General features: G+C 39.6%; 30 protein-coding genes. 1 reads left to right on the forward strand and 29 read right to left on the reverse strand.

Annotation, left to right across the window (positions count from 1 at the left end; translation table 11 throughout):
- Positions 1 to 5: 5 nt before the first annotated feature.
- Positions 6 to 338, reverse strand: coding sequence for a nucleotide pyrophosphohydrolase (locus tag C0966_RS08520; RefSeq protein WP_274854892.1), 333 nt, complete (start codon positions 336 to 338; stop codon positions 6 to 8).
- Positions 339 to 555: 217 nt separating this feature from the next.
- Here C0966_RS08520 and C0966_RS08525 point away from each other — a divergent pair, with 217 nt between their 5' ends.
- Positions 556 to 1,428, forward strand: a complete 873-nt coding sequence (locus tag C0966_RS08525) for a YitT family protein (protein ID WP_274854893.1) — start codon at positions 556 to 558, stop codon at positions 1,426 to 1,428.
- Positions 1,429 to 1,459: 31 nt separating this feature from the next.
- On the opposite strand, the gene C0966_RS08530 is transcribed toward C0966_RS08525, so the two are convergent.
- The 28 genes from C0966_RS08530 to C0966_RS08665 all read right to left on the reverse strand — a co-directional run bounded on the left by C0966_RS08530 (position 1,460) and on the right by C0966_RS08665 (position 26,168).
- Complete coding sequence (locus tag C0966_RS08530) at positions 1,460 to 2,134, reverse strand: zinc metallopeptidase (protein ID WP_274854896.1); 675 nt, start codon at positions 2,132 to 2,134, stop codon at positions 1,460 to 1,462.
- Positions 2,135 to 2,256: 122 nt separating this feature from the next.
- On the reverse strand, positions 2,257 to 3,051 hold the full coding sequence (gene ypjB / locus C0966_RS08535; protein ID WP_274854898.1) for a sporulation protein YpjB: 795 nt from the start codon (positions 3,049 to 3,051) through the stop codon (positions 2,257 to 2,259).
- Between the two features lie 76 nt (positions 3,052 to 3,127).
- On the reverse strand, positions 3,128 to 3,724 hold the full coding sequence (locus C0966_RS08540; RefSeq protein ID WP_274854899.1) for a DUF1405 domain-containing protein: 597 nt from the start codon (positions 3,722 to 3,724) through the stop codon (positions 3,128 to 3,130).
- A gap of 82 nt (positions 3,725 to 3,806) precedes the next feature.
- Positions 3,807 to 4,574 carry a menaquinol-cytochrome c reductase cytochrome b/c subunit gene (locus C0966_RS08545; RefSeq protein ID WP_274854900.1) on the reverse strand — a complete coding sequence of 256 codons (768 nt, stop codon included), beginning with the start codon at positions 4,572 to 4,574 and terminating at the stop codon, positions 3,807 to 3,809.
- A 60-nt stretch (positions 4,575 to 4,634) separates the two neighbouring features.
- The gene (qcrB, locus tag C0966_RS08550; RefSeq protein WP_274854903.1) at positions 4,635 to 5,309 is read right to left on the reverse strand and encodes a menaquinol-cytochrome c reductase cytochrome b subunit; all 675 of its coding nucleotides are present in this window, start codon (positions 5,307 to 5,309) and stop codon (positions 4,635 to 4,637) included.
- A 3-nt stretch (positions 5,310 to 5,312) separates the two neighbouring features.
- A complete protein-coding gene (locus C0966_RS08555; RefSeq protein ID WP_274854905.1) occupies positions 5,313 to 5,819 on the reverse strand; it encodes a ubiquinol-cytochrome c reductase iron-sulfur subunit in 507 nt (168 codons plus the stop codon).
- A 145-nt stretch (positions 5,820 to 5,964) separates the two neighbouring features.
- Positions 5,965 to 6,429, reverse strand: coding sequence for a YpiF family protein (locus C0966_RS08560; RefSeq protein WP_274854907.1), 465 nt, complete (start codon positions 6,427 to 6,429; stop codon positions 5,965 to 5,967).
- Between the two features lie 106 nt (positions 6,430 to 6,535).
- On the reverse strand, positions 6,536 to 7,084 hold the full coding sequence (locus C0966_RS08565) for a ReoY family proteolytic degradation factor (protein ID WP_274854909.1): 549 nt from the start codon (positions 7,082 to 7,084) through the stop codon (positions 6,536 to 6,538).
- A gap of 44 nt (positions 7,085 to 7,128) precedes the next feature.
- Positions 7,129 to 8,391 (reverse strand): tetratricopeptide repeat protein, encoded by a 1,263-nt coding sequence (locus C0966_RS08570; protein ID WP_274854910.1) that lies wholly within the window; start codon positions 8,389 to 8,391, stop codon positions 7,129 to 7,131.
- A 13-nt stretch (positions 8,392 to 8,404) separates the two neighbouring features.
- Positions 8,405 to 9,307, reverse strand: coding sequence for a hypothetical protein (locus C0966_RS08575; protein ID WP_274854911.1), 903 nt, complete (start codon positions 9,305 to 9,307; stop codon positions 8,405 to 8,407).
- Between the two features lie 175 nt (positions 9,308 to 9,482).
- A complete protein-coding gene (aroA, locus tag C0966_RS08580; protein WP_274854913.1) occupies positions 9,483 to 10,772 on the reverse strand; it encodes a 3-phosphoshikimate 1-carboxyvinyltransferase in 1,290 nt (429 codons plus the stop codon).
- Positions 10,773 to 10,798: 26 nt separating this feature from the next.
- Positions 10,799 to 11,905, reverse strand: a complete 1,107-nt coding sequence (locus C0966_RS08585; protein WP_274854915.1) for a prephenate dehydrogenase — start codon at positions 11,903 to 11,905, stop codon at positions 10,799 to 10,801.
- 19 nt (positions 11,906 to 11,924) lie between these two features.
- Positions 11,925 to 13,022 carry a histidinol-phosphate transaminase gene (hisC, locus tag C0966_RS08590; RefSeq protein WP_274854926.1) on the reverse strand — a complete coding sequence of 366 codons (1,098 nt, stop codon included), beginning with the start codon at positions 13,020 to 13,022 and terminating at the stop codon, positions 11,925 to 11,927.
- A 158-nt stretch (positions 13,023 to 13,180) separates the two neighbouring features.
- Entirely contained in the window at positions 13,181 to 13,543 is a 363-nt protein-coding gene (gene aroH, locus C0966_RS08595) for a chorismate mutase (protein ID WP_274854928.1), read from the reverse strand.
- Positions 13,544 to 14,632: a 3-dehydroquinate synthase gene (gene aroB, locus C0966_RS08600; RefSeq protein WP_274854930.1), complete on the reverse strand. Its 1,089-nt coding sequence runs from the start codon at positions 14,630 to 14,632 to the stop codon at positions 13,544 to 13,546.
- Positions 14,632 to 15,801 carry a chorismate synthase gene (gene aroC, locus C0966_RS08605; RefSeq protein WP_274854931.1) on the reverse strand — a complete coding sequence of 390 codons (1,170 nt, stop codon included), beginning with the start codon at positions 15,799 to 15,801 and terminating at the stop codon, positions 14,632 to 14,634. Before aroC ends, aroB begins: the two co-directional genes overlap by 1 nt.
- Positions 15,802 to 15,979: 178 nt before the next feature.
- Positions 15,980 to 16,756: a CheR family methyltransferase gene (locus C0966_RS08610; RefSeq protein WP_274854932.1), complete on the reverse strand. Its 777-nt coding sequence runs from the start codon at positions 16,754 to 16,756 to the stop codon at positions 15,980 to 15,982.
- 175 nt (positions 16,757 to 16,931) lie between these two features.
- Entirely contained in the window at positions 16,932 to 17,378 is a 447-nt protein-coding gene (gene ndk, locus C0966_RS08615) for a nucleoside-diphosphate kinase (protein WP_274854934.1), read from the reverse strand.
- 94 nt (positions 17,379 to 17,472) lie between these two features.
- Positions 17,473 to 18,435: a heptaprenyl diphosphate synthase component II gene (hepT, locus tag C0966_RS08620; RefSeq protein ID WP_274854936.1), complete on the reverse strand. Its 963-nt coding sequence runs from the start codon at positions 18,433 to 18,435 to the stop codon at positions 17,473 to 17,475.
- 92 nt (positions 18,436 to 18,527) lie between these two features.
- A complete protein-coding gene (gene menG / locus C0966_RS08625; protein ID WP_274854937.1) occupies positions 18,528 to 19,238 on the reverse strand; it encodes a demethylmenaquinone methyltransferase in 711 nt (236 codons plus the stop codon).
- Positions 19,239 to 19,244: 6 nt separating this feature from the next.
- Positions 19,245 to 20,084, reverse strand: coding sequence for a heptaprenyl diphosphate synthase component 1 (locus C0966_RS08630; RefSeq protein ID WP_274854938.1), 840 nt, complete (start codon positions 20,082 to 20,084; stop codon positions 19,245 to 19,247).
- Between the two features lie 194 nt (positions 20,085 to 20,278).
- A complete protein-coding gene (gene mtrB, locus C0966_RS08635) occupies positions 20,279 to 20,512 on the reverse strand; it encodes a trp RNA-binding attenuation protein MtrB (protein WP_274854940.1) in 234 nt (77 codons plus the stop codon).
- A gap of 59 nt (positions 20,513 to 20,571) precedes the next feature.
- Positions 20,572 to 21,138, reverse strand: a complete 567-nt coding sequence (gene folE, locus C0966_RS08640; RefSeq protein WP_274854942.1) for a GTP cyclohydrolase I FolE — start codon at positions 21,136 to 21,138, stop codon at positions 20,572 to 20,574.
- 276 nt (positions 21,139 to 21,414) lie between these two features.
- Complete coding sequence (locus C0966_RS08645) at positions 21,415 to 21,687, reverse strand: HU family DNA-binding protein (RefSeq protein WP_274854943.1); 273 nt, start codon at positions 21,685 to 21,687, stop codon at positions 21,415 to 21,417.
- Positions 21,688 to 22,149: 462 nt separating this feature from the next.
- Positions 22,150 to 23,628: a stage IV sporulation protein A gene (gene spoIVA / locus C0966_RS08650; RefSeq protein WP_274854944.1), complete on the reverse strand. Its 1,479-nt coding sequence runs from the start codon at positions 23,626 to 23,628 to the stop codon at positions 22,150 to 22,152.
- Positions 23,629 to 23,878: 250 nt separating this feature from the next.
- Positions 23,879 to 24,589, reverse strand: a complete 711-nt coding sequence (locus tag C0966_RS08655; protein WP_274854945.1) for a hypothetical protein — start codon at positions 24,587 to 24,589, stop codon at positions 23,879 to 23,881.
- 28 nt (positions 24,590 to 24,617) lie between these two features.
- Entirely contained in the window at positions 24,618 to 24,818 is a 201-nt protein-coding gene (locus C0966_RS08660) for a DUF2768 domain-containing protein (RefSeq protein ID WP_274854946.1), read from the reverse strand.
- Between the two features lie 303 nt (positions 24,819 to 25,121).
- The gene (locus C0966_RS08665) at positions 25,122 to 26,168 is read right to left on the reverse strand and encodes an NAD(P)H-dependent glycerol-3-phosphate dehydrogenase (RefSeq protein WP_274854947.1); all 1,047 of its coding nucleotides are present in this window, start codon (positions 26,166 to 26,168) and stop codon (positions 25,122 to 25,124) included.
- Position 26,169: the final 1 nt, after the last annotated feature.

A 26,169-nucleotide genomic window follows, 5' to 3' on the forward strand; every position in this document is an offset into this window, starting at 1 on the left:
TTAACTTACTCTTCAATTCTTGTCCAGCGATCTTTATCACGGGTTTGAAATTTGTTCATAACAAGGTTATGGGCTTCTTCTAAATCAATATGTAATGAGTTTGCAAAGCATATGAGAACAAACAGCATATCCCCTAGTTCTTCCTCGATTGTCCGTTTTTTCTCTGTTGCCTTTTTTGGTTTTTCCCCGTAATAATGATTAACTTCCCGGGCGAGTTCCCCCAATTCTTCTGTCATTCTGGCGAGCAATGCCAAGGGGCTGAAATAGCCTTCTTTAAATTGCCCGATATAAGCATCAACTTCTGCCTGGACGTCTTTCAATGTTTTTGAATTGCCCATGTTTTCACCTCAACTTTAAACAGTTCAATCAGTATATCGTAATTTTCTTCTTACATGTTAGCCTAAACATGCCCCTTTTTACAAATATTTTTGTTTTCACATGAAACACTCTTTTGATGCCGGAAGAATTTTGGGTATCATTGCTAATAAAAATGATATTTTATATAATTAAATACGCTTTGATTGAAGAACTTACTGGATAAAGGAGGAGTGTGTATTGGTTTTTGGATTGAAACTTAAGAATATCTTCTTTATTTTGCTGGGAGCAGCAATTTTTTCTTTTGGGATTGTTAATTTTAATATGCAAAATAATTTAGCCGAGGGCGGATTTACCGGTATCACCTTATTATTATTTTTCCTGTTTGATTGGGATCCGTCATATACAAATCTAATATTAAACATTCCTCTTTTTTTTATTGGTTGGAAGCTTCTCGGGAGAAATGTGTTTTTATATACGATTATCGGGACGATCAGCGTCTCAGTCTTTCTCTGGATTTTTCAGCGCTTTCCGGTGGATATGCCGCTTAATAATGACATGGTGCTGGCTGCCTTGTTTGCGGGAGTGTTCATCGGAATAGGCCTCGGAATCATCTTTCGATTTGGCGGCACAACCGGAGGCGTCGATATTATTGCAAGACTGGCCCACAAATATATCGGCTGGAGCATGGGGAAAACAATGTTTTTGTTCGATGCTGTTGTTATTACCCTATCGCTCGTCTTCTATTTAACGTATCAGGAAGCGATGTATACATTAGTGGCTGTTTTTGTAGGGGCTCGTGTGATTGATTTTATGCAAGAGGGCGCTTATTCAGCCAGAGGAGCAATGATTATCTCTGATCACAATGAAGAAATAGCCGACAGAATATTGAAAGAAATGGATCGGGGAGTTACAGTGTTAAAAGGGTACGGTTCATTTACAAAGAAAGAACGGGAAGTACTCTATTGTGTCGTTGCCAAAAATGAAATCGTAAAGCTGAAAAATGTGATTACTTCCGTTGATCCTCACGCATTTGTGTCAGTCAGCGTTGTACATGATGTTCTTGGTGAAGGCTTTACACTTGATGAAAATAAAATGCCGCTGGAAAGATAAAGAGGCTGACCCTCTTATGAGTCAGCCTCTTCTATTCCTCTCTCGTCATTCCTGTAAAAATCAATACTAAGCGAACTAGTTCAAGTACTGCGATTGCAGCTGCGGCAACATATGTTAAAGCCGCTGCATTCAATACTTTTCTCGTCTCCCGTTCTTCATCATTCCGAATAACACCAAGTGCAACGACTTGATCCATTGCCCTGTTTGAGGCATTGAATTCAACCGGAAGAGTAACAACCTGGAAAAGCACGGCTGATGCCATAAAGATAATTCCTAAAAGCAACATTCCGCTCAATTGAGCAAAAATACCGATCATAATAAGAATCCAGGCAAAATTTGAGCCGATATTTGCAACAGGAACAAGTGCATGGCGGAAACGCAGAAATGCGTAATCTTGCTGATCCTGAATTGCATGGCCCACTTCGTGTGCAGCAATTGCAGCAGCTGCAACGGAATGCCCATGGTAGTTGGCGGAAGATAATCTAACCGTTTTCGTGCGAGGATCATAATGGTCACTTAAAAATCCTCCTGTTTCCTCTACACCAACATGATACAGCCCGTTCGCGTCTAAAATCTTTCTCGCTACTTCAGCACCTCTCATCTGTGATGACGAAGGAACGCGTGAGTATTTTTTATATGCTCCACTCACTTTCAGCTGCGCCCAAAGAGGAACAAGTATAATGACCGCGAAGTAAAGTAGATACATTTTCAACCTCCATCTTTGACTTTTAATCCTAATGCGGATAGATTCTGCCTAAACACCAAATAAACTTTGAAAAATGTAAATCCCTGCTTCTAATATTATTGTAATGAATGTGTTGTTAAGGGTCAATCTTTTAGCTCTCTTGACCGGTTCCTCTCCTTTTCACGGTCACCTCTATATTTTCTCCAACCAACGTAAGACAATGTTAGTATAATAATGCTTCCGGTTGAAATCATTACCCACCAAAGAGACGGATCGGCTTCATCTTCATTCATCTCATCAAAAATGTTTTGCAAATCTAATTGTAATGCCTCAAGCTCCTGTTGGCTTGAAGCCTGTGTAAGCACTTGTGGGCGATATTGATCAATGAATTTAACTCGGGCATCAACTTTTTCCATTCTTTCAGACGGAATATCAAGTCTCATGCTCGGGTAGATGACTTCATAAAGAGATAAAAATGAATTCAGATTAGAATGAAAATGTTCATTGTCCCCGTTATATACTGATTCTTTCACACTGTTAAATGCCGACATAATTGGACCTTCCATTTCTGCCCATAAAGGCTGATGGGTGGAAGTAACAGCATCAACAACAAGCCGGAACTTCGTGACACGATTAATTCTCTCTTCATGAGTCATTGCTGCACTGACAGATGCTTCAAGGGCATCTTTATGAGCAACAGTTACAATTCTTAACTCATCCATTGAAAATGACTTTTCTTTAATCGTAAACGTTAAAAACTGTTTAGAAAAATATTCCAATATTTTTTTGGCATCGTCATATCTTTGTAATTTTACCATTTGCAAAGCTTCATCTGAAATCTCATCAAGCTTATCTATAGGCGGCGTATGTTCTGCGATTACTGTGAATGGTGCCAGCAGGAAAAAAGTCAGCATGGTTATGGCGGCAATTGCTCTCATTCTTGTCCCCCCTATAATATCTAATAAAATGTATGTGGGGTTGGACAAGGTTAGACCTGAAATTATCAATTATCGATTATGAATTTAATTCTAATGTAAACCTGCCCGGCCTTACACAAAGATAGTATGCAAGGAACAGTGAGGCAATACTGAGCCAAAACGTAAAGTATCCTATTTCTTGTAAGTATAGATGTAAAACAGGATAACGAGGCATTTGAAAAAACACATAGTCAATGATTTCATTGTGCAATACCCAAACTCCAGTAATAATAAGATGGCGCATTTTAATCCGATAAAACGGAGCAAATAAAACTCCTTGTATTGCCATTCCTAAATGGGAGAAAATTAGCATGTACGATACAAAATCCAGTTCACCTTTCACGGTGTATACCAATAAATTCATGATAACTGCCCAAATTCCGTATTTAAACAAAGTTACAATCGCCAGCGCTTCGAATAATGGCCAGTTTTTATTCAAAAGAAAAGCGATTAGTACGAAAACAAAAAACAAGCTGGCTGTCGGACTGTCCGGTACAAATGGCACGAAGATCGCAGGTGTATCAACAAGCTGCCACTTATACCAATCGTAGCCATAAATCGTTCCCGCTATGTTTATGAGAAGCAAACACCATAAAAAAGTCTTGTTTGCAATAAACGGATAAATCCACTTCATCAATTTTTTCCTCATTTCAATATGTATGATTCAATCATATCATATTAAAAAAAGCCGGCGAAAAGCCAGCTTTTTTCATTGATTATTTGCTTTTAATGCTTGAGATGAACTCTGAAAGTTTTTTCAGTTCTTCATCAGTGCCTTTAAACATACCAGGCGGCATACTGCCTTTTCCGTTTTTAGCAATGTCAGCTACCTCTTCAGGTTTTAATCCGGTATCAATTAGTGCAGGAGCACCCGCACCGCCTGATAATTCAGCGCCATGGCAGTTAATACAGCCTTGAGCTTCGTAAATTTTGTAGCCTTCCGCTTCTTTGTCAATATCTGCTTCAGCTACAATCTTTCCTTGCTGCTCAGCTGCTTCCCAGTCATGATGTGCAACAGCTTGCCAGGTCAAGAAAATGATCGAAGCCAAAGCCAACAGCATAAATCCTGTTGCTAAAGGGCGTTTAGTCGGACGGCGTTCTGGGCCTCGGTCAATAAACGGAGCCAACAACAACGAACCAAAAGCAAGCCCGGGAATGACAATTGCACCAATAACATTATACGGACCTGATGCATATGTGTATTTCAATAATTGGTATAGAAATAAGAAATACCAGTCTGGCAATGGGATATAAGCTGTATCAGTCGGATCTGCAACCCTTTCTAACGGAGAAGGGTGAGCGACTGTCAGACACAAAAAGCCGACGAGGAAAACTGCACCTACCATCCATTCTTTCAGAAGAAAGTTAGGCCAGAAAGCCTCAGTCTTTCCAGGGTATTCCGAATAATCTTTCGGAATGTTAGGCTTGCGTTCCGCAGGAACACGGGAGTCTCCTACGAACTTCATACCTTTTCCACGATGCATCGAGCAATCCCCCTCCTTTTTTCAAAAATGGGACAATCTTTTTAACGTTGCTTGATCGGCTTACAAAGGACCGGAAATTCCTTGTCTGCGGATCATGATAAAGTGTGCAGCCATTAAACCGAGTAATGCAGCCGGCAAGAAGAATACGTGAATCGCAAAGAAACGGGTAAGCGTTTGGGCTCCGACGATACTCTCATCACCGGCAAGCAAAATTTTCACCCATGTACCTATAAGCGGAACAGATTCCGCAATCTGCAAACCTACTTTTGTCGCAAACAGTGCTTTCATATCCCAAGGAAGCAAATATCCTGTAAAACCTAAACCTAACATAACGAAGAAAATTAATACTCCGACAATCCAGTTTAATTCGCGAGGTTTCTTATAAGCTCCTTGGAAGAATACGCGAAGCGTATGTAAGAACATCATTACGATAACCAAACTTGCTCCCCAATGGTGCATTCCGCGGACAATCTGACCGAACGCTACCTCATTTTGAAGATAGTATACAGATTGCCATGCATTCTTAATATCTGGTACGTAATACATTGTTAAAAACATACCAGAAAGGATTTGAATCACAACTACGAAGAATGTTAATCCGCCGAAACAGTAAACAAATGCTGAAAAATGATGTGCAGGGTTTACATGCTCCGGAACTTCATGGTCTGCAATATCACGCCACAAAGGCGTAATATCTAAACGTTCATCGACCCAATCATATATTTTGTTTAACAATCATTACGCCCCCTTCCGCGGTTTTGCTTTCCCGATTTGCAAATATCCATCCTTTACTCGATATTCATACACATCCAGCGGTGATGTCGGCGGCGTGCCTGGAACGTTTGTACCGTCTTTTGTGTATAAACCGTAGTGGCACGGACAGAAGAAATGGTTTGGATTAGACTTGTCCGTATTCCAGTCAACAGTACAGCCTAAGTGCTTACAAACAGGAGAAAGTGCAACAATTTCACCTTTCTCGTCCTTATAAACCCAAGCTGTATTCGTCACTTCAGATTCATACCAGGCATCCTTCTGTGTGAATGAGAAGTCTACACGTGTTGGTTCAGTTGTAATTTCGTCTACTTTTTTGTCAGTTGGAACGAAATCCCCGCCGCCTTTGCCTTGCAGAACCGGATCAACAGCAAAACGAACCATTGGCATTAACATTCCTGCAGCCATGAAACCGCCTACACCGGTAAGTGTGTAACTCAGGAATTGACGCCTGGAAACTCGATGCTTGCTCATGCTTTTCCCCCCTCTATCATGAAATCAGTCCAACGGACATATTTCAACACATATAAAACTAGGACATATAAATGATATATCATTAATTACACAAGGTCAATATAGTACTGTACCAAAAAAAGCAAGTGTACAACTATACTCTCATTTATTCATTTTCTCGCCATTTTTGAATGAATACATTTAACAATTGTTTGACCTGATCTTCTAAAATAGATTTTTTATATTGTTCATCCATATTTTCCAGCGGCAATGAAGGGATCCAGATTAACGACCCATTTAAAGCTTTTTCATGCGTTTTCCATTGCGAATCCGATGTCGGGTAAAAAACATATTTAAACCCTTTTTGAAGAATTTCTGTTTCCCAAACTTTTAGATTTTCCACAAGCTTGTCCTCTTCAACGCTTTTTAAATACGAAAAACCGGGAAGAAGCAACAGCCTTCCTTTAAACTGCCTTTCCAACTGAATGCTTAATAGTGTAATAAATTCAGTCATCGAAGCAGTTTGCTTTATATCCGTATCAAACGAGACAGGCAAAAGTGGCAAAACCGCCGTATCGACATATTCTTTTGCCTGCAAATACATATCAATATCTTGCGGGATCCATTTCATCGTCTACACTCCAATCTTCACCAAATTCCTTTTTTATCATACCATTTCATGAACGAGTATAACACGATATTCAAAAAAAAAAAGCAAGCTGTAATAGCTTGCCTTGTTACGATTGTTTTTTCATAATTTTCAATTGAGAGGTAAGCTGTCGAAACGCTTCCTCATCCTGCTCATCAAGAGCTTTATCAATCAGCTGGAGCAGCTTTTCCTCCTGAAACCGCTGGATGCTTTCCATAAGAAAGCGTTCTGCAATGAGCCGGTCTTTTTCTGTTATTTGCAGTTTTTTCGGCATATACGGATTTTCTTCCAATACTGCTGCATACTGAGGGGCCTTATAAGATGCATGGAAATTTAATTGAATGTATATTTCCTCGTCCCGGTTCAAACGGATATCGTGGAAAGATTTTTCCGCATCTGTAGTCATGACGTTTTCTTTGTAGAAGCGGAATGGCACTTCATCTACACAGTGGGTAGACATTACAAGCCCTCTTGGACAAAATTGTGCCTGCTCAACAAAATGAACCTTTTCCATAAGCTGATCATGGCTCATTAAGTAGTTTAAGATCCATACACACTCTCTTCTTTTTAATTGATAATGGTTTAAAAACCAGCGAATAAAATCTTTCTTCTCGTTGACAGAAACAGGGGCCGTCATATTAATTCCCTCCTCTGCATGATTCCTTTTTCAGAAAGAAATGTTTAATATTCATCTGAAAGGCGATCCAAAATATCGAGGTACTCCTCATTGGTTGGATCATTTTTTAGTAATTCACTAAAAATTTCGACAGCTTCAGCTCGTTTTCCTTCTTCCATTAAAAAATATCCGTAATCCGTTAAAAAATCTGGATGATTCTTAAAAAAAGTATATGCGAGTTCATATTTGTTTAATGCCTGTGAATAATCTTCAAGATGCTGAAGTGCTACAGCTTCATCCCAAATGATCTGCGGCTCTTCTTCCCCTTGTGCTTCCAAAGATCTTGCAATTTCAAGGACATCTTCATATCGGCTTTGTTTTAGCAATAGCTTATTCAGAGTTAATGCGGCCTCGGTAAAGCCGGGATCAAGGGCAAGCGCTTTTCTTAACAGCTTTTCAGCTTCTTCTTCATCAGCAAGCTTTAACGCCAATTTCCCGCCGTAAAAAAATAGATCTTTATTGTATTCATCATATTTAATTCCTTCTTTAACTGCTTTCAAGCTGTTTTCGAGATCTTCTTCTCTTTCGTACGCTTTTGCCAAATACAAATATAATGAGTGATACTCAGGATCCAATTCTTTTAATTCTAAAAACTTTTCAATGGCCGTCTTATTAAAACCGGCTTGAAGCGCTGTAAAACCATAGCCGAAAAGGGTATCAATTTCAAGTTTCTCATCAAGAGCCCTTTCATAGTACGGAAGCGCCTCTTCAAATGCTCCTGAAGAGCTAAACATCTCGGCTATACGGCGGTGAATATTGACTCCGGCAATTTCTGTTTCCGATTCTATAACAACTTCATAAGCCTTTATTGCTTCATTAAATTTTCCTTCTTCGGCATACAGCTCTCCGAGGGCAAAATCAATAACAACCTCATCAGGCAAAATGCGTTTCGCTTTCAGCAATTTTTGTTCACTTACTTCGTAAAGGCCATTCATTTGATACAAATCTGCAAGCAGTAAAAGGGATTGAGGATAACTTGGGTCTACCGCGCTGATTTTTTCAAGCAACAGAATCGCCTGTTCTTCATCTCCCAGCTCTAAATACACTTCAGCCAGCATGACAAGAAGTTCGCCTTCATCAGGGTAAGTTTCCAGCAGATTCTCAAGCAATAACTTTACTTCATCAAGGAAACCGAATTGAAATAATTCTTCTGCAAGGATAAATTTTTCTTCGTCAGACCCTGTACTCAATATTTCTTTGTAAAGAATTAATGCTTTTTTATGTTGACCGTTTTCAATTAAAGAGATGATTTTTTCGACTTTATTCATTTAAAAATCCTTTCTAACCGGAAATAAAGTATGACGGAGTTTTAACGGTAACATCTTCACCAAACCCCGGTCGATAAAATACATTGCTGCCTGCACGAATAACATTTCCTTTGTGAACTGTTACAAGCAGTCTATCATTATGATAATGAAACAAATCCAATTCTTCAATCTTCGTGATTTTCCGGCTGTTTAAATATAAATTATAACTCACTTCCCCGCCTTGATGTAAATAGGATTTTAGTGGATAAATGCCGGTTTTTTTTAGGACAGAGAGTGAAAGAGGCTCATATTCTGTTAGTTCGTCATCGATAAAAGAAATCTTCTCCTGCTTCATCAGCTGAGACCAGATGAATTTTGCCTGTTTTCTGTCCCTGGTGTTTTCAATTTGAAAAACAGGAATAAGCGGACTGTTGTAAGGAAACATTGCTTCGCGGATCCAACCCCAAGGGATGGTAAAGAGTTCGTCGATTTTCGTTATTTCAATAAATAAAGCCGGAATCCTTTCTTTTTTGCATTGCCTGATAAATTTTACGGTCAGAAGGCTTAACGGAATTTTAACTCCCAATACGAAGTCGATTGGACTTCCTGCAAGCTTTGCCTTCATTCGTTTCACTTTATTCATAAATTCATATTCATAGGAGATGGATTCTAAAGTCAGAACAGTCGTACAGCCTTTCAGTATAAAATGGTTTATAAAATATTCCTTCATTTCCGAGAAAGGCTGTTTGACAGGAAGGTTTGGATCAAAAAAAACATAAGAGGGAGTCATTAAATATGGGCCTACATCCATTTGCATAAAGCGGAATTTGTCAAAAGTCTTTTTAACCGACACAACTTCAGATTCTTTCACAAGAAGGGAAGTTTTTTGAAGCTTTCCATTGAATAGCAGATTTGCATTCGAAATAATATATGTCATAAAACCACCTCTTTACGGTCTTATGACAAGCTATGTTTATTTTATGAAAATATGACTATTTTCGTTGCAAAATAAGAAAGGCTGACCCATAAGGTTTATCATTTTACCTTTAGAGCCAAACCTTCCTCATCCCGCATTAACGGGTAGTAAAACCCCCACTCATGGAAGTTTCACCTTATTTCATCACACTATGTAAATCTCTAAAAAATCCGGGATAGGAAACAGAAATTGCCTCGTCTCTTTCCAGAAATACTTCTTCTTTGCAAATAAGAGCAGCTACTGCAAGCATCATTCCAATCCGGTGGTCGCCATGAGAGGAAACAATGCCGCCTTTCAAGTTCGATGTTCCGTGGATGATCATGCCATCGTCTGTCGCTTCAATCGATGCACCAAGCTTGGAAAGTTCCCCTACAACTGTATCAATACGGTTTGTTTCTTTCACTTTCAATTCATGGGCGTCTTTAATAACTGTCGTTCCTTCTGCCTGAGTAGCCAATAGAGCGATAATCGGAATTTCATCAATAAGGCGGGGCAAGATATCCCCTTTTATTTCAACGCCCTTTAAGTTTGATGTTTTGATGATAATATCACCTGAAGGCTCAAAACCATCCGAATCTTTAGGCATTACGGTTATATCTGCCCCCATTTCTTTCAAAACATCAATCATGCCTGTCCGCGTCGGGTTTAACCCAACGTCCTTAAGAAACAGTTCACTGTTAGGCGTAATCGCGGCAGCTGCCAAAAAGAAAGCTGCTGATGAAATATCACCTGGCACCTCTACCTTTGACGCAGTTAAGCTCTGGCTTCCTTTTAGCCTAATCGTTAGTCCGTTTTCTTCCACTTCTCCGCCAAACCGGCGAATCATCCTTTCGGTATGGTCTCTGGATTTCGATGGTTCCACTACAGTCGTTGTACCTTCTGCTTGAAGGCCGGCAAGTAAGATCGAAGATTTCACTTGGGCGCTGGCAACAGGTAATTGATAGTCTATGCCCGTTAAGTTTCCTCCTCTAATTGAGAGTGGAGTAAACTCTCCGCTGCTGCGGCCATCAATGTCTGCTCCCATCATTGCCAATGGTCTCGTAACCCTTGTCATCGGTCTTCTTCCGATTGATTCATCTCCTATCAGTGTAGCGTGAAAAGGTCGTCCGGCTAAAATCCCGAGCAATAATCGTATAGTTGTTCCTGAATTACCTACATCAAGAACGTCAACAGGCTCCTTCAAACCATCAAATCCATTGCCAAAAATTTGCAATTGATTCCCTGTTTGTTCTATGGTAACACCGAGCTTGCGAAAACATGCAATCGTACTCAGGCAATCTTCACCTAAAAGAAAATTCGTTACGGAAGTTGTACCATTTGCAATCGCTCCAAACATAACAGACCGGTGAGATATCGATTTATCGCCCGGAACTTTTACGGTACCTTTCAAACCGCTCAAGCTTTTGTCTAAACGGCGTGCTCCCACTTCTTGACCCTCCTTTGGTAAAAAAGTTATAAACCGGTGGAAGTTTCGTAATCGGTATAATGCCTAATGCACTTTTCCGCCCTCATTCTATCTTCCTCTGTTTGAAAACTAATAACAAGGACTCCGTAAATTTCTTCTCTCGTTTCTAATATGCGGATATTTGTAATGCTAATCTCCTCTTGCGCTAAATAACCAGTGATCTCGGAAATAACGCCGGGATAGTCAGGGACATCAACAAATAAATCATAAAATGCCGGGATAGCCCCTTTCTCTTTTTTCGGCAACTCATCGCGGAATTGCTTGGCGCTGAAAAAATAATCAAATATTCTTTCATGATTGCATTCAAGGAGCATTTTTTTTACTCTCTCCATTTCTTCCTGCCACTCATCAAGCAAACTAAGAAGAATGGATCGATTATGGAGCAAAATGTCTCTCCACATAGCCGGGCTGCTGGAAGCAATCCGGGTAATATCTCGGAACCCCCCGGCTGCAAGCCGGGGAATCAACTCTTGATTCCTGCTTGACCGGTAAGCTTGATGAACAAGAGACGCAGCAATAATATGCGGAAAATGACTGACTACACCAGTTAAGTAGTCGTGCTGCGATGGCGAAAGAATAAGAAATCTTGCATTTGTTCCGCTCAGCCACTCTTTTAATTTTGATACTTCTTCCTCAGGAGTATCTTTGTCGGGCGTCAATAAATAAAAGGCATTTTCAAAAAGGATCTTTTTTGCGGCAATCACACCGCTTTTATGAGAACCTGCCATTGGATGACCGCCAATAAAGGTATAGCCCTTTTCCTTTAAACAGGAAGCTTTTTTGACAATTTCTTCTTTCGTGCTGCCAGCATCAGTAATAATGACCCCATTTTTTAAATCCATCCGGGCCAAAGCGGCGATAATCTCTTCTGCCTGAGCCACCGGTGTAGCAATCACAATCAAGTCCGCGCTCTTCGCTCCTTCTTCGATGGATTCCACAATTTCATCTACTACATCGAGCATTTTTGCCAGTTTGCTTTGTTTCTCGCTTATATCATAACCAATGACCATTGATTCCGGATGCTTATCTTTAATGCAAAGAGCGATCGAACCGCCAATTAATCCTAAGCCTATAATAAATGCGCGGCCTTCCAAGAAATCACCGCCTTTTGAATTATGATTGAGTTTTTAGTGTTAAGAACTGCTTCATGGCTTCAATAACGCCTTCGTTTTGTTCTTTCGATCCGACTGTCACTCTAACTGATGTCGGAAATCCGAGAGGTTTTCCTGATCGAACGATATACCCATTTTCCAGTAAAAATTGAAAGACTTTATTCCCGTCTGTCTTAAAGTCAATTAAGATAAAATTTGTTTGAGAAGGATAGTAATCAAGATTGCTTTCCCGGCAAAATTGATAAAACTGCTCAAGCCCTTCTCTGTTTTTTTGTTTGCAAATTTGAATAAACTCTTGATCTTCCAATGCGAGAGTTGCAGCTTTTTGGGCGAATGTATTCACATTGAACGGCTCTCTTGCCGGCTCCAATGCGCGTATAATTTCAGAAGCCGCAATTCCGTATCCAACCCGCAAACTTGCAAGGCCATATATTTTGGAAAACGTCCTTAACACAATTACATTTTCAAACTGTGAAACTAGTTCATTGACATGATAAGCTTCATCTGCAACCACATATTCAATGTAAGCTTCATCAAGAACAACCAAAACATCCCTCGGAACTTTTTCCAGAAATGCGTAAAGTGTATCTTTTGGAATATACGTTCCAGTCGGATTGTCAGGGTTACAGACCCAGACGACTCCGGTATTCGCATCGATCTTTGAGAGCATTCCTTCTAAATCATGATGTCCATTCGCTAACGGAACCTCCCTTATTTCAGCACCTTCAATTATCGCATTATGTTTGTACTGAGAGAATGTCGGCACGGCCATGACCGTATTCACGCCACTCCCTAAAATTGCTCTTGAGATGATTTGAATAAGATTATCCGAACCATTTCCTAAAATTAATTGGTCAGGCGCCACTTTATAGAATGCTGCAAGGCTTTCTCTTAAATCTGTGGCATAACCATCAGGATAGATCGCAAAAGAAACGGGAGCATTTTTAAAAGCTTCAGCCACTTTTCCTGAACATCCAAAAGGATTTTCATTTGAAGCAAGCTTAACAATTTTTTCTAGGCCGTATTGTCTTTTTACTTCATCAATCGATTTTCCCGGCTGATAGGGAGTAAGGGTTAATAATTGCTCTTTCCATTTCATCAAATCCACCTCTTCTAATCACTTTTGTGTATGATCATATTAATGTATAAAAGTACTTTTAGAAATAGCCATTTATTAATAAGCAGTATAGAGAGGAATTTTCCAAATTGTTTTTATGGAGTTTTATGTAAATAACGAAATTTCAATGAAATTCGCCATTACTTTTTTAAGTCGGGCCGCAAATTGACTGCACCCTCTAAGTAAATATGAATCATTTCATCTTGAGCCTTTTCAGTATTTACATGCATCATGACCCGAATGCAATGGGTCAAAGCTGATGGAACAGGTATTTCTCTCATGCACATGACAGGAACGTGCGTCCAGCCTTCAAAAAGGCGCAAAGCCTTTGCCGGAAACGCAGCCGAAAGTTCATCTGTAACAGAAAAAAAAACCGAAGCAACATCACTAGGCTGAATATGATTTTTTTCAATCATCTGACGCAAAAGCCTTTCTGTTGCTGATATGATCTCCTCTTCCGTGTTTTCATTGACTGTGATTGCACCTCTTAATCCTCTGATCATTTACACACCACCCCCTGCCCGAAATTGTTCAAGATGAGCCATTAATCGTTCATCTTCCAACTCTCTTAAGACCGGACGGCCAACTTGCTCCAACAGAACAAACCTGATTTTTTGTCTGACGGTTTTTTTGTCCATTTTCATCCGATTCAATAATCTTTCTGTAGACAGATGATTCGGAATGTCTGTCTTATAGCCTAAATCGCTCAACCAATGCAAAAATTCATCTTTCTTATACGAAAAACCGATCTCTCTTTCACTCAATTCAAGTGCAAAACAAATTCCGATGATAACTGCTTCACCATGTGTAATTTTTCCATAGCCCATTTCCGCTTCGATGGCATGTCCAAGGGTATGACCTAAGTTCAAAAATGCTCTTATGCCAGTTTCCTTTTCATCCTCTGAAACGATCGATTCTTTTACTTTAATCCCTCTGATGAGCATAAATTGCAAGTCATTATTCGAAACGTTTTCAAGCGAATTGATATTAGCTTGAAGCCACTCAAATAGTTCTTTATCTTTTATAAGGCCGTGTTTAATAACTTCAGCAAAGCCTGACCTTTTTTCAGCTGACGGAAGAGTTTCCAAAAATTCGATGTCATAAAAGACAGCCTCCGGCTGAAAGAAAGCTCCGATCATATTTTTGCCAAGCGGATGATTGATCGCTACCTTCCCTCCTACCGCGCTGTCATGTGCAAGGATGGTTGTCGGAACTTGAATAAAAGGAATTCCTCTCATAAACGTTGCGGCGACAAAACCTGCCAAATCACCAACGGCTCCTCCGCCAAAAGCAATGATAAGAGCCTTTCGATCAAGCTTTTTTTCGAGTGCAAAAGTTAAACAGCTATAATATACATCAAAAGTTTTTGCTTTTTCCCCGGAAGGTACGACATAAGTTTCAGGATCGAAATCTTTTAGAAGCGAAGTCAGCCGGGGAAGAAAAAGTCCTCCAACTGTTTCATCCGTAATTATTAAGAGCGAAGTTGCATCGGAAAAATGATTGCGAATAAAAGAAGGCAGTGTTTCTATTACATTCTCTCCGACAAACACCGGATACTGCCTTGATGCAGTTCGAATCCATATCGTATCCATTAAAACTCCCTCGCATATTCTCTATGGCGGTTCACTGATTCTATTAACGCTTCAATACGGTCTGCATAAAATTGATCGACAATGGCTGCCGCAAGTTCCCAGGCAACAACATTTTCTGCGACTACTGCGGCGGCAGGCACTGCACAGCTGTCAGACCTCTCGATACTTGCAGAGAACGGTTCCTTCGTTTCAATATCAACACTTTGCAGCGGTTTATATAAGGTAGGAATCGGCTTCATGACTCCCCGGACAACAATTGGCATACCGGTTGTCATACCTCCTTCAAATCCGCCCAGCCTGTTTGTCTTTCGGGTGTATCCTTGACTTTTGTTCCATTCAATCTCATCGTGAACTTCACTTCCGGGTTTCCTGGCAGCTTCGAATCCGATGCCAAACTCGACTCCTTTAAATGCATTTATGCTGACAATGGCTGCCGCAAGTTTTGCATCCAGCTTTCTGTCATAATGTACATAACTTCCGACGCCAACAGGCATCCCTTCCACAATGACTTCTACCACTCCTCCGATCGAGTCGCCATTTTGTTTTGCTTCATCAATGGCTGCCATCATTTTTTTGGCAGCTTCATCATCAAGACACCTGACAGGTGATTCTTCTGATCTCTCTTTTAATTCAGCAATAGAGCTGTATGCTAAGTTTTCAGCTTTAATTCCCCCGATTTCAATCACGTGTGAAGCAACTTCAATCCCAAGTAAGGACAATAATTTTTTTGCAACGGCTCCGGCAGCTACCCGGACGGTCGTCTCCCGCGCTGAAGATCGTTCAAGTACATTTCGCATATCCCTGTGGCCGTATTTAATACCCCCATTCAAATCAGCATGACCGGGACGGGGTCGGGAAATTTTTCGCTTAATTTCCTCTGCATGATCACCAAGAGGTTCCTGGCCCATTATCTTTGTCCAGTGCTGCCAGTCATTGTTTTTGACAACCAGCGCTACCGGTGAACCCAGCGTATAACCGTGGCGAACCCCTCCAAGTATTTCAACTGTATCCTTTTCAATTTGCATTCTGCGGCCTCTCCCATAGCCTTTCTGCCTTCGGGCGAGTTCAATATTAATATCCTCTGCAACTAAAGGCATCCCTGATGGCAATCCTTCTATAATCGTTGTAAGCTGCGGTCCATGGGATTCGCCGGCTGTTAAATATCTCATGATACTTTCCCCCTTCAACTCGTTAAAGGATTATGTACAAATATAACACATGCTTAAAAATAAAAATAGTCAATCATTCAAAATTATTAAAATAATTTTATTATCCTTTGATAATGATTAGTTCCGTCGCTGCAAAAAGTGAAAAGAAAAAGCCCTGTTTGAAATCGGGCCCTTATATTTATTCTCGTTTTCTGTAGAAGAATGTATCTTCTATTTCAAAATCATATTGTCCCGGATTGAAAATTTGTTCAGTGCTTCCAACAAAAAAGATTCCCCCGGGATTTAATGATGCACTAAATTTCTTATAAAGCTCTTTCTTCGCTTCTTCTGTGAAATAGATTAATACATTTCGGCAAACGATCAAGTCGTATGGTCCTCCGAATGGGTCTTTTAGCAGATTATGTTTCATAAATGTGACTGTTTTCTTTATTTGATCGGAAACATGGAAAAAATTTCCCTTGTTTGCGAAATACCTTTTTTTCATTTCCAGTGGAACTTCATTTAATGACCTTTCCGGATATATTCCAATTTTCGCTTTGGCAATAGCATTTTCATCAATATCTGTTGCCAAAATTTGAATTTCTGAGAGCGGCAAAAAATTCGACATAATCATTGCGATCGTATATGGCTCCTCACCTGTTGAACAAGCCGCACTCCATATTTTCAACCTTCTATTGCGATTAAGAAGCTTCGGCAATAACTGCTTTTCAAGCACTTCCCATCTCGTTCGATTTCGATAGAATTCAGAAACATTAATCGTCATTCGATCCAAAAATTCATTCAACAGCTGACGGTCTTTATCCATTGCAAGGAAAAATTCATGGAATGAGTTATATCCTTTATGCTTATAAAGGGAAGTCAGCCTTCTTTTCATTTGCGCTTCCTTATAAAGAGCTAAATCGATTCCTGTTTTCCTTTTGATGTTGCTGATAAAATCAAGGTAATCTTGAGACATTCGTATTTCTCCTCTAGCCTTTTCGAAAAGAAAATCTGTTTAACAAATTTAGTATAACGGAAAACAATGGGCAAAGAGCATTTTTTTTCACAAACTTTTTACAAATTAGATCCTGTATGGAAGCGGATACAAAAAAGACGCTTGGGTTTTCAAGCGTCTTTTTATGTTTAGATTATTAATAAATCCATTCGTTTACTAGTTTTGAGTATTCCACTAATTCTGATTCATTGAAGAATAAGGCAATTTCACGTTGTGCACTTTCAGGGGAATCAGAACCATGAATAACATTTTTTCCTACAGTCAGGCCAAAATCACCGCGGATTGTTCCAGGTGCTGCATCTTTCGGGTTTGTCGATCCCATCATTTGGCGGGCAGTTGCAATCACATTTTCCCCCTGCCATACCATGGCAAAAACCGGTCCGGAAGTAATAAAATCGACTAGCTCTTCAAAGAATGGACGCTCCTTATGCTCACCGTAATGCTTCTCAGCAAGTTCTTTTGAAATGCTCATAAGTTTTGCTCCAACTAATTGGAAACCTTTTTTTTCAAAACGGGCAACAATTTCGCCGATTAAGTTGCGCTGTACGCCGTCTGGTTTGACCATCAAGAAAGTCTTTTCCATATGCTCACTCCTAAAAAAGTTATGTATTATCGATTGTCCTCAAATGGACAATTCCACGAAAAATATTACCATTGTTTAGACAATTCCGCAACTTCTAAAATTTACGTTTTCCAATGAATTTCGCTATATCCCGCAGCGCTTTTTTCGCTCTATTGTCAGGAAGTTCTTTTAAAATTGCCAACGCTTTTTCCAAATAACGGTCGCTTACTGCCAAAGAGCTTTCAATCGCACCCGAATTTTTAATGATCGACAATAACTTATTAAGCTCTTCACGGTCCATATCTTCATGAACTCTTTCTATTTTTTTTCGAATATTTTCGTCTTTCATTGCAAATAAAACCGGCAGTGTAATATTTCCCTGCAACAAATCCCCGCCCGCAGGTTTGCCGAGGTCTTTTTCTGTTCCGGTAAAATCAAGCACATCATCGGTAATTTGAAAGGACATGCCAACAAAATAGCCAAAACGGAATAGCTTTTTATGGATTTGTTCATCTACACCGGCAGCAATCGCTCCCAATTGACAACTGGCAGCTATTAACAATGCCGTTTTTCTTTTGATGCGCCGGAAATAGTCTCTTAAATTTTGGTTAAATCTGTATTTATCTTTAATTTGTTGAATTTCCCCAATACAAACTTCAACAATCGTATGTGAAAGGATTTTATGGGCAAGAGGATTCTCGATTTTTGTCATTAATTCAAGAGAACGTGCTAAAATATAGTCTCCCGTATACATGGCAATCCGGTTATCCCATTTTGCCTTTATCGTCGGTTTTCCGCGCCTGAGTTCGGCATCGTCGATCACGTCGTCATGTACCAGTGTAGCCGAATGAAGCAGTTCAAGTGCAACAGCAACATTTTTGATTACATTGATATCATAATTTCCAAACTTTCCTGCCAACAACACAAAAACTGGGCGAATTCTTTTCCCCCCGGCCTGCAATAAATGCAGGGATGCTTGACGCAATAAAGGAGACTTTGACTGTATTGTCTCCTCCAGTTCTTTTTCAACGATATTTAAATCCGAATTCAAAAATGAATACATCATTTTTAATTTCATTGTATCCACCCAGCTTTAATATCCTGTCATTTTCTGTTACTGAATTAAATAAAGCATTATAAAATATCAATGCCCGGCCGCTCAGTAATGGGTCAGGCATCTCTTTTGGTTCCAAAATGAACAGCGGCAACGCCTCCGCTGTATGGCTTATAATGTACTTTTATAAAGCCCGCTTCTTTAAATATTTCTGCAAGTTCTTTCATTCCCGGAAACTCGCGTGCAGATTCCTGAAGCCAAGAATATTCATCATAGCTCTTTGCAAAGATTTTTCCGAAGAACGGCATAATAAACCGGAAATAAAAATAGTACAGCTGTTTAAATCCAATCAATGTCGGCTGTGAAGTTTCGAGGCAGACTGCCATACCTCCGGGTTTTAACACCCGGTTCATTTCTCTTAACACTTGCATATAGTCTGGTACATTTCTTAGACCAAAGCCAATTGTAACATAATCAAACGATTGGTCAGGGAACGGAAGCTCCATTGCGTTTCCGTGGATAAGTGAAACTTGATTGAAATTTTTGCTATTGACTTTTTCTTCTGCGACCTTCAGCATATTCTTGCTGAAATCAAGGCCAATCACTTCACCTTCGGGGCCAACAGCTTCAGCAAGGGCAATCGTCCAATCCCCCGTGCCGCAACATACATCAAGAGCTTTGCTGCCCTTTTGGACATTCATTCGTTTCATCGTGTCTTTTCGCCATCTTTTATGCTGTTGAAAACTGATAACAGAATTCATCTTGTCGTAATTTTGATAGATTTTTTCAAAGACATGATGAACACGCTCTTCTTTAGATTGATGCATGTGATCTTACCCTTCTTCCACAAAAGTTTTTGCCAGCGTATGGTGCTGGTTCAAAATAAATAATGTTCTTTCCTTCAAAAGTTCATTCAGGAAAGGTAATTTTTTGATTCCTTTTTCAATTAACTGCTTCGCAAATTCAATATAACGATCACAAATCAGCAATAAGAACCGCTGCTGCTCATTCGATAATTCTGACAAAGGCTGATCGTTTTTTGGAAATACAAGTTTTTTTAATCCCTCAAATAATATCGATGCCTCTTCATGTAAAAATTTCTTTTTCTCATTGATTAGGCGTTTTAAAAATAATAGGTTTGAGGCATATTCATCCCAGACATCCGCTTGAAAATATTCTGTCAGTTTTTCAAACAGAGAGGACTCAATCATCTTTATACTGTTCATTAATTTATCAATCCCGTCAGAATCCTTTTGGTAGACGGAAATTTTGTGCTCGTTTACATCCTTTATCCCTGCTGCTAGTGTCCTGATTACACCGATACTATTTATTTCTGATAAATGCTTGTAATATAAACCGCTGTAATAATCACCCGCTAAAACGGTAAGCTGGCGATTTTTCAAGCTGTGATAAGTATCTTCCTGGTTTTTGTTTTCTGTTACATGCTCATGGGTATCAAGGGCAATTTGAATAAGCATCGTCGTTAAGACATAACTTTCCATTTCATCATTTGATATTTTCAAATGTTCCATAAGGGAAACAAGCAAGAGCAGCTTGTCTTCATCGACTGTGGGGGCTTTAATATATTTCACCAAATACGGATGTGAGACGTTTCGCATAATCTGCTCTTTAATTTTTGTCAGTTTCATTTGAATGTCTTGCAAATCAATCACCCTTGCTTCCCGAATTATGTATATCCATATAAAGAAAGTTCGCAATTTATTGGAAAATGTAAGCATTTACCTTAATATCCGTACATTAAGGCAGAGACAATTATACCATAAAAGAAATTAGGTTTGTGGTTTCAGAAGATAAAAAACTTTCAAAAATGTTAATTATGTTTCACATTTATTATTGGAATCAGCTGTTAATTCCCGCTTTCAATTTCTCCATTCGAAGTCATAATTTTTGCATGCCCTCTGATTTTGATTGCTGAAGTATGCTCAGTAAATTGGGCGATCATTACTTCACCTTTGTCAAGCTTCTCTGAGTGGTGGAATCTTGTATCAGTGCCTCTTGTTAACCCGATCACGTTTACACCGTCATCCAATGCTTTTATAACAACAAATTCCCCGTTTTGAAAGCTGCTCTTCTTTTCCATTTTCTTCACCCCGGCAATCTTTGATGAAATTGATATAAGGCCCTTAGAGCTAATACGATTTAATTCTTGATTAAAGAGAGCACTTCAGCACGTGCACGTGCATCGTTTTGTAAAATTCCGCGTACCGCAGAAGTGACCGTTTTTGAACCCGGTTTTTTTACTCCCCTCATTGTCATGCACATATGTTCCGCTTCTACAACTACCATTACACCATGAGGGTCAAGCTTTTCCATAATTGTGTTGGCAATCGTCGAAGTAATCCGTTCCTGCAGCTGCGGCCTTCTGGCAACTGCTTCAACAGCTCTTGCGAGTTTGCTTAGTCCGGTTACTTTCCCATTTCTTGGAATATAAGCAACGTGTGCATGTCCGAAGAATGGAACAAGGTGATGTTCACACATGGAATAAAATGGGATATCTTTAACAAGCACTAATTCTTCATGTTCTTCTCCAAAAATTGTTTCAAAATATTCTTTTGGATCTTGATTTAAACCGGCAAACACTTCCTCGTACATTTTTGCTACACGTTTTGGAGTATCAAGCAAACCTTCACGGTTTGGGTCTTCTCCGATAGCTTCTAATATTAAACGCACCGCTTCCTCAATTTGGGCACGATTGATGTTTGACATCACAAATCCTCCTACTTCTAAATCAATACAATACTTGGATAGCGAAGTCAGCTTTTATTATCCTGCTCCGCTTTTAATTTTATCATTACAATATTAGCATAACCATTTCAGTACAAGCAAAATGGAAGATTTCCTGGAAGCATAAACAATAGGCTCCAGCGGCTTGTTCAGCCCCGGGAAGCACTAAACGAATCTAGCAAGCGCAGACAAAAAATACAAAAGGCCACGGAATTCCGCAGCCTTTTGCTTAGCATAGTTTTAAGCACTTGTATGTAATTATTTAACTGCATCTTTAAGCGCTTTACCTGGTTTGAAAGCAGGAACTTTGCTTGCAGCGATTTCGATTTCTTCTCCGGTTTGAGGATTCCGGCCTTTGCGGGCAGCGCGCTCACGTACTTCAAAGTTTCCGAAACCGATTAATTGTACTTTATCACCATTCTTTAAAGCATCTAAGATTGCATCGAAAACAGCATCAACTGCTTTAGTAGCGTCCTTTTTTGATAACTCAGTAGCTTCTGCAACTGCATTAATTAGTTCTGTCTTATTCATGCCTTTCACCTCCTCCCAAAAAATCACGGTAAATTCAGTAAAAGTAAGTCTCTTACCTACATTTCTAAACAAAATGACCGAATTCTATACATTGTGGAATTATTTTTGTTTAACTCAGCCCTTATATTAAATGATTGCGAGCCAGTTTTCAATCTATTTTTGGCAAAAACCCTTTAATCATAAGGGTTAGAGCCCCACAACATGAATTCTGTTAAAAGATTAACATATTCATTTACGCATATCAAGAAATATTCATGAAATAATGGTAATGTTTTCTTATCCGTGCATCTTGTAATATACGCCACACAAAAAAGACTCCCGAAAAGGAGTCTTTTTAACTGTCCAGCTCCAGCGCCTAGGCCCTCGAGGTCGCTTCGGTTCTGCCGATGAAGTCAAAAAACGACTTCACCAGCAGGACCTAGAAGCATGTCGGGCCTGAGCGAGGCGCTTCCGCTTTTCTAACTATAGTATGATGGCTATTAGTCCACCTGAGCCTTCGTTTATGATTCGCTCAAGAGTTTCTTTCAATTTGTAGCGGGCATTCTCAGGCATTAACGAAAGTTTTGCCTGAATCCCTTCTCTGACGATTGAGTTTAAGCTGCGGCCGAAAATATCTGAATTCCAGATCGACAGCGGGTCTTCCTCAAAGTCTTGCATTAAATAACGGACCAATTCTTCGCTTTGCTTTTCCGATCCAATGATTGGTGCAAATTCGGATTCTACATCGACCTTAATCATATGAATGGATGGAGCAACAGCTTTTAAGCGAACACCGAACCTTGGTCCTTGGCGAATGATTTGCGGCTCATCAAGGCTCATATCAGTTATGGAAGGTGCGGCAATTCCATAGCCGGTTTGTTTTACCATTTTTAAAGCCTCAGAGATTTGGTCATACTCTGCTTTTGCGTAGGCAAAATCCTGCATAAGTTCAAGCAAATGATCTTTTCCGCGGATTTCAACCCCAACAATTTCTTTTAAGATTTCATCATATAAATCATCCGGAGCGTATAAATCAATTTCAGCGACTCCCTGCCCCATTTCAATTCCGGCAAGGCTTGCACGGTCGATAAATTCAAAATCGCTGAACTGATGAACAACCCGGTCCACATCTCTTAATCTCTTTATATCTTTAACGGTTTCCTTAACTGCTTCTTGATAGTTTTGACGTAACCAATGGTTTTCACGCAGGACCATTACCCAGCTGGGAAGATTCACATTCACTTCAAGTACCGGGAATTCGTATAAAGCTTCGCGAAGAACATTTAAAACATCACTTTCACGCATGCTTTCTACACTCATTGCCAGTACAGGTATATCGTATTTTTCAATTAATTGGCTTCGGAGCGATTCCGTGTTTGGATGGTAAGGCTGGGCACTGTTTATGACAATGATAAACGGTTTGCCTACCTCTTTCAGTTCTTCAATTACCCTCTCTTCCGCTTCAAGATAATTTTCACGCGGAATATCGCCAATTGTTCCGTCCGTTGTAATAACAACACCGATTGTAGAATGCTCCTGTATAACTTTTCTTGTTCCAATTTCTGCTGCCTCATGAAATGGAATTGGCTCTTCATACCAAGGAGTGGTAATCATGCGCGGCCCGTTTTCATCCTCATACCCTTTTGCCCCGGGTACTGTATAGCCGACGCAGTCAACAAGACGGATATTTACATCCAGACCTTCATCAACATGAACAGTTGCGGCCTGGTTTGGAACGAATTTTGGTTCTGTTGTCATAATGGTTTTACCGGCTGCGCTTTGCGGAAGTTCATCCTGTGTCCGAGCACGGTCTGCTTCATTGCTTATATTTGGTAAAACTACAAGTTCCATGAATTTTTTTATGAAAGTAGATTTACCTGTTCTAACTGCTCCTACAACACCTAAATATATATCGCCGCCTGTTCGTTCGGCAATGTCTTTAAAAATATCTACCTTTTCCAAGTGATTCTCCCCTCCCGAATGAGTTAGTGGGATAATATTATCCATCTCAGCTAATTTTGGACATTATATGTTTATGATTTTGTCCTATTATGATATGACTGTTTTCTAAAATTTTTTGCCTCCTTATCAGAAACTATTATCATTTTTACATAAATCGATTATTTTCTTTCGATAATTTCAAATGAATTAAGGGTTCAAAAAGAGAAAAACCCTTCTCCTTAAAATATATTTTGCAGGAGAAGGGTTATGACTATTTCACGAAAAAGATTGGTTCATTTGTTTTTGGATCAATGGTATAAGGCAACGAATATGCCGGCACAAATACGGAATTTTTCACTAATAATTCCCGAATATCATCGCCCGGTTTATAAGAATGTTTTGTCGTTTGCAGCGCCTTATATAAGTCGCTCCGATAATCAACAAATACTTCAGCATTTCCGGTTACAACGAAAGGCAAATTTTGATTTGAATAAGGGCTTATTGCTACCGGTTCTTCCTTATAGCCCAGTTTCTTGAAATCAATGGAATACAAATTCTCGGCTAATTTTTCTTTATATGGAGGATACCCTGCTGCTTTAATCCGCAAATTTATTTCTCTAATTGTTTCTGCGATTCTTAGATCGAATATTTTCACCGTTGGATTTGTTTCGACATCCACAAGGACATATTGAAAAATCCCCCCGCTTTCATAGCTGTTGCCCGGAGGTTCTGCCATATATTTCGGTACAATTTTTTGGAAATCAATCGGATATTTTTGATAAATGGGTGTTGATGCATCTCTTGTTTTTATTGGCAAGATTCCGCCATTATCCTTCTGAAAGCGATCAACAGCACTTTGTACGGATTGTACTTGATCATCATACGGCACTTGATTTTCAGCAAGCTTTTCTTTCGGATACATGCAGCCAGAGAGAATTACTGCCAAAATGATTAGCAAGGAAAAAACAATTCCTTTTTTCATAAAACATCAATCCTTTAGAATATGTATATTATTCACTGGTAGGTCCGCTGAAAACGATTAAAAAAATAATGATTCCCGAAAGTATCAATAAAACATACGCAATCAGTGCAGTAATGATTCGAATGACGCCTTTTAATTTATACCGGCTGAAATAAATAGAGATCATAGATAAAAACATAAATCCCATTGCACCAAAGGAAATCCACATTTTCATTAAAGCAGGTGACATAAAAACCACTCCTTTTCAGGTATATATTATATCATAGGTGCCAAAACAAAAAACAACATCATCAATTAAATGACAAGAAACATGCATGAGTTTTTGTCGGCGCAGCACCGCCCTTTTCCACAAAAAAAATGACTGAAATAAAGGGAGGGGCAGCCCCTTATTTCAGCCTGTTTCGACTAAATACCCAAAGACCCAATTCAAATTACCAGTTTGGTTCGTTGCATAGTATGCGAAATGCAACACAATCGCATCCTCTAATGCCCATATATTTAGAAATTATATTATTTTTCTATGTCCGGGTTGCTATTCTTTTAAGTCAAGAACATTTACCAAGTCTTCCATTTCGTGCGTTTTTACCCTGGCCATTAACGTATCTACTGCATCTTTCGGGTTCACACCGTTAAATAAAACATCAAATAAAGCGTCGGATATCGGCATTTTGACGTCGTATTTTCTTGCAAGCTGATGGGCCGCCTTAGTCGTGGGGACCCCTTCAACAACCATACCCATATTATTTAAAACCTCTTCGAGATTATTGCCTTTCCCAAGAAGGTTCCCTGCTCTCCAGTTTCGGGAATGAACACTTGTACATGTAACAATTAGATCGCCAATTCCGGCCAAACCTGAAAAGGTTAACGGATTGGCGCCCATTTTTGTACCGAGCCGGGCTATTTCTGCAAGTCCTCTTGTGATTAAAGCAGCCTTAGCATTATCGCCATAGCCGAGTCCGTCAGAGATTCCAGCCGCGAGTGCAATAATATTCTTAAGTGCTCCCCCGATCTCAACGCCGATCATGTCCGGATTTGTATATACCCGGAAATTTTGATTCATAAATAAATCTTGAATTTTTTCAGCTGCTTTCATATTTTTAGAAGAAACAGTTACAGTCGTAGGATGCCGGAGGCTGACTTCTTCAGCATGGCTCGGTCCGGAAAGAACGACAACATCTTTTAAAAGTGTTTCAGGCATTTCCTCTTCAATCATTTCTGATATGCGAAGCAAAGTATCCGGCTCAATTCCTTTGCTCACATGGACAATTGTTAACGGTGTTTCTTGAATTCCCCTTATTTTCCCGAGAACTTCCCTGATCGCTTTTGTTGGTACGGCTAAAATCATCACTTCTATGTCTTTTAAAACTTCTTTGAGAGAAGAAAATCCGATGATAGATTCCGGCAAGGATATGCCAGGCAAATATTTTTGATTTGTATGCTCCCGATTGATTTCTTCTATTTGAGAAGGCTTATGCCCCCAAATCCTGACTTCGTGACCGTTATCGGCAAGTACCATCGCAAGTGCTGTTCCCCAGCTTCCCGCTCCGATCACAGCTACTTTTTCTCTTTGCCGTTCCATC

The organism is Bacillus methanolicus, from assembly GCF_028888695.1.
GTDB classification, from domain to species: Bacteria; Bacillota; Bacilli; order Bacillales; family Cytobacillaceae; genus Bacillus_Z; species Bacillus_Z methanolicus_B.

Excerpts from the sequence above, each read along its gene's own strand:
- C0966_RS08520 (WP_274854892.1), bottom strand. The coding sequence starts at position 338 with ATGGGCAATTCAAAAACATTGAAAGACGTCCAGGCAGAAGTTGATGCT.
- C0966_RS08530 (WP_274854896.1), bottom strand. The coding sequence starts at position 2,134 with ATGTATCTACTTTACTTCGCGGTCATTATACTTGTTCCTCTTTGGGCG.
- ypjB (WP_274854898.1), bottom strand. The coding sequence starts at position 3,051 with ATGAGAGCAATTGCCGCCATAACCATGCTGACTTTTTTCCTGCTGGCA.
- C0966_RS08540 (WP_274854899.1), bottom strand. The coding sequence starts at position 3,724 with ATGAAGTGGATTTATCCGTTTATTGCAAACAAGACTTTTTTATGGTGT.
- C0966_RS08545 (WP_274854900.1), bottom strand. The coding sequence starts at position 4,574 with ATGCATCGTGGAAAAGGTATGAAGTTCGTAGGAGACTCCCGTGTTCCT.
- C0966_RS08555 (WP_274854905.1), bottom strand. The coding sequence starts at position 5,819 with ATGAGCAAGCATCGAGTTTCCAGGCGTCAATTCCTGAGTTACACACTT.
- C0966_RS08560 (WP_274854907.1), bottom strand. The coding sequence starts at position 6,429 with ATGAAATGGATCCCGCAAGATATTGATATGTATTTGCAGGCAAAAGAA.
- C0966_RS08565 (WP_274854909.1), bottom strand. The coding sequence starts at position 7,084 with ATGACGGCCCCTGTTTCTGTCAACGAGAAGAAAGATTTTATTCGCTGG.
- C0966_RS08570 (WP_274854910.1), bottom strand. The coding sequence starts at position 8,391 with ATGAATAAAGTCGAAAAAATCATCTCTTTAATTGAAAACGGTCAACAT.
- C0966_RS08575 (WP_274854911.1), bottom strand. The coding sequence starts at position 9,307 with ATGACATATATTATTTCGAATGCAAATCTGCTATTCAATGGAAAGCTT.
- hisC (WP_274854926.1), bottom strand. The coding sequence starts at position 13,022 with ATGAAATGGAAAGAGCAATTATTAACCCTTACTCCCTATCAGCCGGGA.
- aroH (WP_274854928.1), bottom strand. The coding sequence starts at position 13,543 with ATGATCAGAGGATTAAGAGGTGCAATCACAGTCAATGAAAACACGGAA.
- aroB (WP_274854930.1), bottom strand. The coding sequence starts at position 14,632 with ATGGATACGATATGGATTCGAACTGCATCAAGGCAGTATCCGGTGTTT.
- aroC (WP_274854931.1), bottom strand. The coding sequence starts at position 15,801 with ATGAGATATTTAACAGCCGGCGAATCCCATGGACCGCAGCTTACAACG.
- C0966_RS08610 (WP_274854932.1), bottom strand. The coding sequence starts at position 16,756 with ATGTCTCAAGATTACCTTGATTTTATCAGCAACATCAAAAGGAAAACA.
- ndk (WP_274854934.1), bottom strand. The coding sequence starts at position 17,378 with ATGGAAAAGACTTTCTTGATGGTCAAACCAGACGGCGTACAGCGCAAC.
- hepT (WP_274854936.1), bottom strand. The coding sequence starts at position 18,435 with ATGAAATTAAAAATGATGTATTCATTTTTGAATTCGGATTTAAATATC.
- menG (WP_274854937.1), bottom strand. The coding sequence starts at position 19,238 with ATGCATCAATCTAAAGAAGAGCGTGTTCATCATGTCTTTGAAAAAATC.
- mtrB (WP_274854940.1), bottom strand. The coding sequence starts at position 20,512 with ATGGAAAAGAAGAGCAGCTTTCAAAACGGGGAATTTGTTGTTATAAAA.
- folE (WP_274854942.1), bottom strand. The coding sequence starts at position 21,138 with ATGTCAAACATCAATCGTGCCCAAATTGAGGAAGCGGTGCGTTTAATA.
- C0966_RS08645 (WP_274854943.1), bottom strand. The coding sequence starts at position 21,687 with ATGAATAAGACAGAACTAATTAATGCAGTTGCAGAAGCTACTGAGTTA.
- C0966_RS08655 (WP_274854945.1), bottom strand. The coding sequence starts at position 24,589 with ATGAAAAAAGGAATTGTTTTTTCCTTGCTAATCATTTTGGCAGTAATT.
- C0966_RS08660 (WP_274854946.1), bottom strand. The coding sequence starts at position 24,818 with ATGTCACCTGCTTTAATGAAAATGTGGATTTCCTTTGGTGCAATGGGA.
- C0966_RS08665 (WP_274854947.1), bottom strand. The coding sequence starts at position 26,168 with ATGGAACGGCAAAGAGAAAAAGTAGCTGTGATCGGAGCGGGAAGCTGG.